6 protein-coding genes are annotated in these 4,609 nt (G+C 73.4%); 5 read left to right on the top strand and 1 reads right to left on the bottom strand.

Going from position 1 to position 4,609, the window contains the following annotated elements:
* Positions 1 to 30: 30 nt before the first annotated feature.
* The 5 genes from DKT69_RS34895 (at position 31) to DKT69_RS34875 (ending at position 4,123) form a co-directional block, all read left to right on the top strand.
* On the top strand, positions 31 to 960 hold the full coding sequence (locus DKT69_RS34895) for an aldose 1-epimerase family protein (RefSeq protein WP_109805636.1): 930 nt from the start codon (positions 31 to 33) through the stop codon (positions 958 to 960).
* Between the two features lie 18 nt (positions 961 to 978).
* Positions 979 to 1,581 carry a nitroreductase family protein gene (locus DKT69_RS34890; protein ID WP_109805635.1) on the top strand — a complete coding sequence of 201 codons (603 nt, stop codon included), beginning with the start codon at positions 979 to 981 and terminating at the stop codon, positions 1,579 to 1,581.
* A gap of 179 nt (positions 1,582 to 1,760) precedes the next feature.
* Complete coding sequence (locus tag DKT69_RS34885) at positions 1,761 to 2,066, top strand: type II toxin-antitoxin system VapB family antitoxin (protein WP_109805634.1); 306 nt, start codon at positions 1,761 to 1,763, stop codon at positions 2,064 to 2,066.
* A gap of 32 nt (positions 2,067 to 2,098) precedes the next feature.
* Positions 2,099 to 3,259: an acyl-CoA dehydrogenase family protein gene (locus DKT69_RS34880; RefSeq protein ID WP_109805633.1), complete on the top strand. Its 1,161-nt coding sequence runs from the start codon at positions 2,099 to 2,101 to the stop codon at positions 3,257 to 3,259.
* A 99-nt stretch (positions 3,260 to 3,358) separates the two neighbouring features.
* Positions 3,359 to 4,123, top strand: coding sequence for a DUF4230 domain-containing protein (locus DKT69_RS34875; RefSeq protein WP_109805632.1), 765 nt, complete (start codon positions 3,359 to 3,361; stop codon positions 4,121 to 4,123).
* Positions 4,124 to 4,186: 63 nt separating this feature from the next.
* Here DKT69_RS34875 and DKT69_RS34870 read toward each other — a convergent pair whose 3' ends face one another.
* Positions 4,187 to 4,393 carry a PspC domain-containing protein gene (locus tag DKT69_RS34870; protein WP_109805631.1) on the bottom strand — a complete coding sequence of 69 codons (207 nt, stop codon included), beginning with the start codon at positions 4,391 to 4,393 and terminating at the stop codon, positions 4,187 to 4,189.
* Between the last annotated feature and the right edge of the window lie 216 nt (positions 4,394 to 4,609).

Below are 4,609 nucleotides of genomic sequence, written 5' to 3'. Positions count from 1 at the left end.
GGCCGGGGCCGAGCGGCTAAGGTCGCCGGCATGGAGAACGCCGCGAACCGGTCACCGTCCGGTGCACAATGGACCATCGCCGCCGACGGCCACGAGGCGGTCATCGTCGAGGTGGGCGGTGGGCTGCGGGCGTACCGGCACGACGGGGTGGACTACCTCGACGGGTACGCGGCGGACGAGCTCTGCCCCGGCGCGGCCGGGCAGGTGCTGGCCCCCTGGCCGAACCGGATCCGGGACGGGGCGTACACCTTCGGCGAGCGGTCGTTGCAGCTCGACCTCAGCGAGCCGGCCCGGCACAACGCCATCCACGGCCTGGTCAACTGGGTCTCCTGGCACCTGGTCGAGCAGTCCGCGGACGCGGTGACCGTCGGCTACGACCTGCCGCCGAGCCCGGGGTACCCGTGGCCGCTGCGACTGCGGACCCGGTGGAGCGTGGGGCCGGCGGGGCTGCGGGTGGAGCACGAGACCACCAACCTCGGCGGCGAGCCCTGCCCGTTCGGCTACTCGATGCACCCTTACCTGCGGCTGCCCGGGGTCGCGGTGGACGAGCTGCTGCTCCGGGTGCCGGGGCGTACCCGGGTGCTGCTGGACTCCCGGCTGCTGCCGATCGGCGCCACCGCGGTCGCCGGCACCGAGTACGACTTCACCGAGCCCCGCGCGATCGGCGATGCGGTGCTGGACGTGGCCTTCGGCGACCTCGTCCGGGACGACGACGGCGGCTCGGCGGTGACCCTCGCCGCGCCGGACGGCTCGGCCGCGGTGCACGTCTGGGCGGACCGGGAGTTCGGCTGGTGGCAGGTCTTCACCGGGGACACCCTCACCGGGGAGCGGCACCGCCGCTCGGTGGCGGTGGAGCCGATGACCTGCCCGGCCGACGCGTTCCGCTCCGGCAAGGACGTCATCGTGCTGCAGCCCGGGCAGACCTGGCGGGGCGCCTGGGGCGTCCGGCCGGGGGCCTGAGCGGCACGGGGGAGCGGCATGGAGTTCGCCGAGGTGGTCCGGCGCCGCCGGATGGTGCGCAACTACGACCCGGACCGCCCGGTCCCGCCCGACGTGGTGGACCGGCTGCTGGACCACGCGGTGCGGGCGCCGTCGGCGGGCTTCGCGCAGGGCTGGGGCTTCCTGGTGCTGGAGACGCCGGAGGACCGGGAGCGGTTCTGGACGGCGGCCACCCCGGGCGGCGGCGGCCGGGAACGCTGGCTGGCGGGGATGCGCCGGGCGCCGCTGATCGTGGTGCCGCACGCGAACCGCTCGGCGTACCTGGAGCGGTACGCCGAGCCGGACAAGGGCTGGGCGGACCGCTCGGCCGAGCGCTGGCCGGTGCCCTACTGGTACGTCGACACCGGCTTCGCCGCCCTGCTGATGCTGCTCACCGCCGTGGACGAGGGGCTGGGGGCCTGTTTCTTCGGCATCCCGCCGGAGCGGCTCGACGGCTACCGGGAGGCGTTCGGGGTGCCCGCGGAGTACCAGCCGATCGGCGCGGTGACGGTGGGTTACCGGGCACCCGACCACCGGTCGCCGTCGTTGCGCCGGGGCCGCCGTCCGGTCGGTGAGGTGGTTCGCCGGGGGCGGTGGAGCTGAGGGCGATTCGTCCGGCCGGCCGAGGGTACGGGCGGTAGCGAAACCGACATGAGGGAGTAAAACGCAGTGTGGCGCGGGCGGCTAGGCTGGCACGGACATCAGCGCCACGCCGCGCGGTGCCCCGCCGTTCACCGGCGCGGCGCCGGGGGCCGGCCGGACCAGGGGGAGGGGAGCGTGCCGTGATCTTCAGAGCGGTCCGGGACGGGCGTCCCTACCCGGAGCACAACCTCACGCTCAAGCAGTGGGCGGAGATCCCGCCGCGCCCGCTGCGGCTCGACCAGCTCATCACCACCAAGCGGGAGCTGGCGCTGGACAAGCTCCTCGCCGAGGACTCGACCTTCTACGGCGATCTCTTCCCGCACGTCGTGCAGTGGAACGGCGGCCTCTACCTGGAGGACGGCCTGCACCGCGCGCTGCGCGCGGCGCTCCAGCAGCGCAACCAGATCCACGCCCGGGTGCTGGTGCTCGGCGGCCCGGCCGAGTGACGCCCGCCTGAAGAATCGTTAAGGTGACCGTCATGAGCCCTCTCGACCTGCTGGACATCGATGCGTCGCTGGGCGAGGAGGAGCGGCAGATCCGCGCCGTGGTGCGCCAGCTCGTCGACGACCGGGTGCGCCCGCACGTCGCCGGCTGGTACGAGGACGGCCAGGTGCCCGCCCGCGAGCTGGCCCGGGAGTTCGGCAAGCTCGGCCTGCTCGGCATGCACCTGACCGGGTACGGCTGCGCCGGCGCCTCGGCGGTCGCGTACGGGCTGGCCTGCCTGGAACTGGAGGCCGGCGACTCCGGCGTCCGCTCGCTGGTCTCGGTGCAGGGTTCGCTGGCCATGTACGCCATCTGGCGGTTCGGCAGCGAGGAGCAGAAGCAGCGCTGGCTGCCCACGATGGCGGCCGGCGAGGCGATCGGCTGCTTCGGGCTGACCGAGCCGGACCACGGCTCCGACCCGGGTTCGATGGCCACCCGGGCCCGCCGGGACGGCGACGACTGGGTGCTCAACGGCACCAAGATGTGGATCACCAACGCGCCGATCGCCGACGTCGGGGTGATCTGGGCGCGCACCGACGAGGGGGTGCGGGGGTTCGCCGTACCGATGGACACGCCCGGGGTGACGGCGCGGGAGATCCGGCGCAAGATGTCGCTGCGCGCGTCGCTCACCGGCGAGATCGCCCTCGACGACGTCCGGCTGCCCGCGGACGCCCGGCTGCCCGAGGCGGTCGGGCTCAAGGCGCCGCTGAGCTGCCTGACCGAGGCCCGGTACGGCATCGTCTGGGGTGCGCTCGGCGCGGCCCGCGACTGCCTGGAGACGGCCCTGTCGTACGCGACCACCCGGACCCAGTTCGGCCGGCCGCTGGCCGGCTTCCAGCTCACCCAGGCCAAGCTCGCCGACATGGCGGTCGAGTGGAACAAGGGCCTGCTGCTCGCGCTGCACCTGGGCCGGCTCGCCGACGCCGGCAAGCTGCGCCCCGAGCAGGTCAGCGTCGGCAAGCTGAACAACGTGCGGGAGGCGCTGGCGATCGCCCGGGAGTGCCGGACGATCCTCGGCGCCAACGGCGTCTCCGGGGAGTACCCGGTGATGCGGCACGCCAACAACCTGGAGAGCGTGCTGACCTACGAGGGCACCTCGGAGATCCACCAGCTGGTCATCGGGCAGCGGCTGACCGGGCTGTCGGCGTTCGCCTGACCTGCGTCTTCGCCGGGCCGGTCCGCTCGGCGAGCGGGTGTCGCACCGGGCACGTACCGTCATCATCAGTCGAGAAGTCTGACGAGGACGGTGAGGGCGATGGCCCGCGACGGTGGCATCAACGAGCCCACCAGGGAGTTCCCCGGTTACCCGACCGGCGACGACCTCCGGGCCCGGTCGGACGTCCCACCCGAGCCGGCGCCCGACGGCCGGCCGGCGTCGGGTGGGCCGGCCCGCGGCCTGCTCGGGGTGCTCGGCGCGGTCGCGCTGGCGGTGGTGGTGCTGCTCGGCGTCCAGGCCACCGGCATCCTGCCCGACTTCCGCAACCCGTTCGCCAAGGAGCAGACCGACCGCAGCCAGCCGCCGCTGCTGAAGTCGATCCGCGACCTCAGCCGGTACGTGGCCGCCGAGGGCAACTTCCAGGTGGTCATCGACCTGCAGAACGACCGGCAGAACGTGCCGGAGTTCCTGCTCAACGAGCGGACCCTCTTCGTCGGGGCCGGCAGCGTCGAGGCGTACGTCGACTTCGCCAAGATCGCCGACGGGGCGGTGGTCGAGTCCGCCGACGGGAAGTCGGTGGAGATCAAACTCCCGGCGCCGCAGCTCGGCGAGACCAACCTCGACCTGGAGAAGAGTTACGTCTTCGCCGAGCAGCGGGGCCTGCTCAACCGGCTCAACGACCTGGTGAAGGGCGACCCCAACCGGCAGCAGCAGGTGTACAAGCTGGCCGAGGACCGGATCACCGCCGCCGCCCGGGACAGCGGGCTGACCGCCCGCGCCGAGGAGAACACCCGCAAGATGCTGGAAGGGCTGCTGCGCTCGCTGGGCTACGAAAAGGTGACGGTCACCTACACCGCCCCCTGACCGCGTACGCCGACGCGCCCGCCCCGGCTCGGGGCGGGCGCGTCGCGTTCGGTCACCAGGGAATCAGTAGCGGGTCGCGGCGTAGCGGTCCTCGTTCGGCATCAGGATCCACAGCACCAGGTACACGATCACCTGGGTGCCGGGCAGCAGCAGCGACAGCAGGAACAGCAGCCGGATCATGCCGGCCGACACGCCGAACCGCTGCGCCAGGCCGGCGCAGACACCGGCGAGCATGCGCCCCTCACGGGGCCGGACCAGTTTGCGACTCATCGTCGTACTCCCACTCTGCGGCGATCCGCCGCGCTGCGTTCAACGGTAGGAGGGGCCGCCCACCGCGCCCTCGGTCGCCAGGAGGATCGGCGGCCCCCGCACCCGTAAGTGCTTACCCCGCCGGGTCCGCGCCGACCCCGGCAGCGCGTGGAGCGCTCGCGGCCGGGAGACGGGCCGGTGACGGAGGGGAGACGGAACGGGGCGGAGGGTGGGCGG

It is taken from the genome of Micromonospora sicca (genome assembly GCF_003172935.1).
Lineage (GTDB): Bacteria > Actinomycetota > Actinomycetes > Mycobacteriales > Micromonosporaceae > Micromonospora > Micromonospora sicca.
Note: the sequence above shows the minus strand (reverse complement) of the source record. Positions and strands in the feature narration are given on the sequence as shown.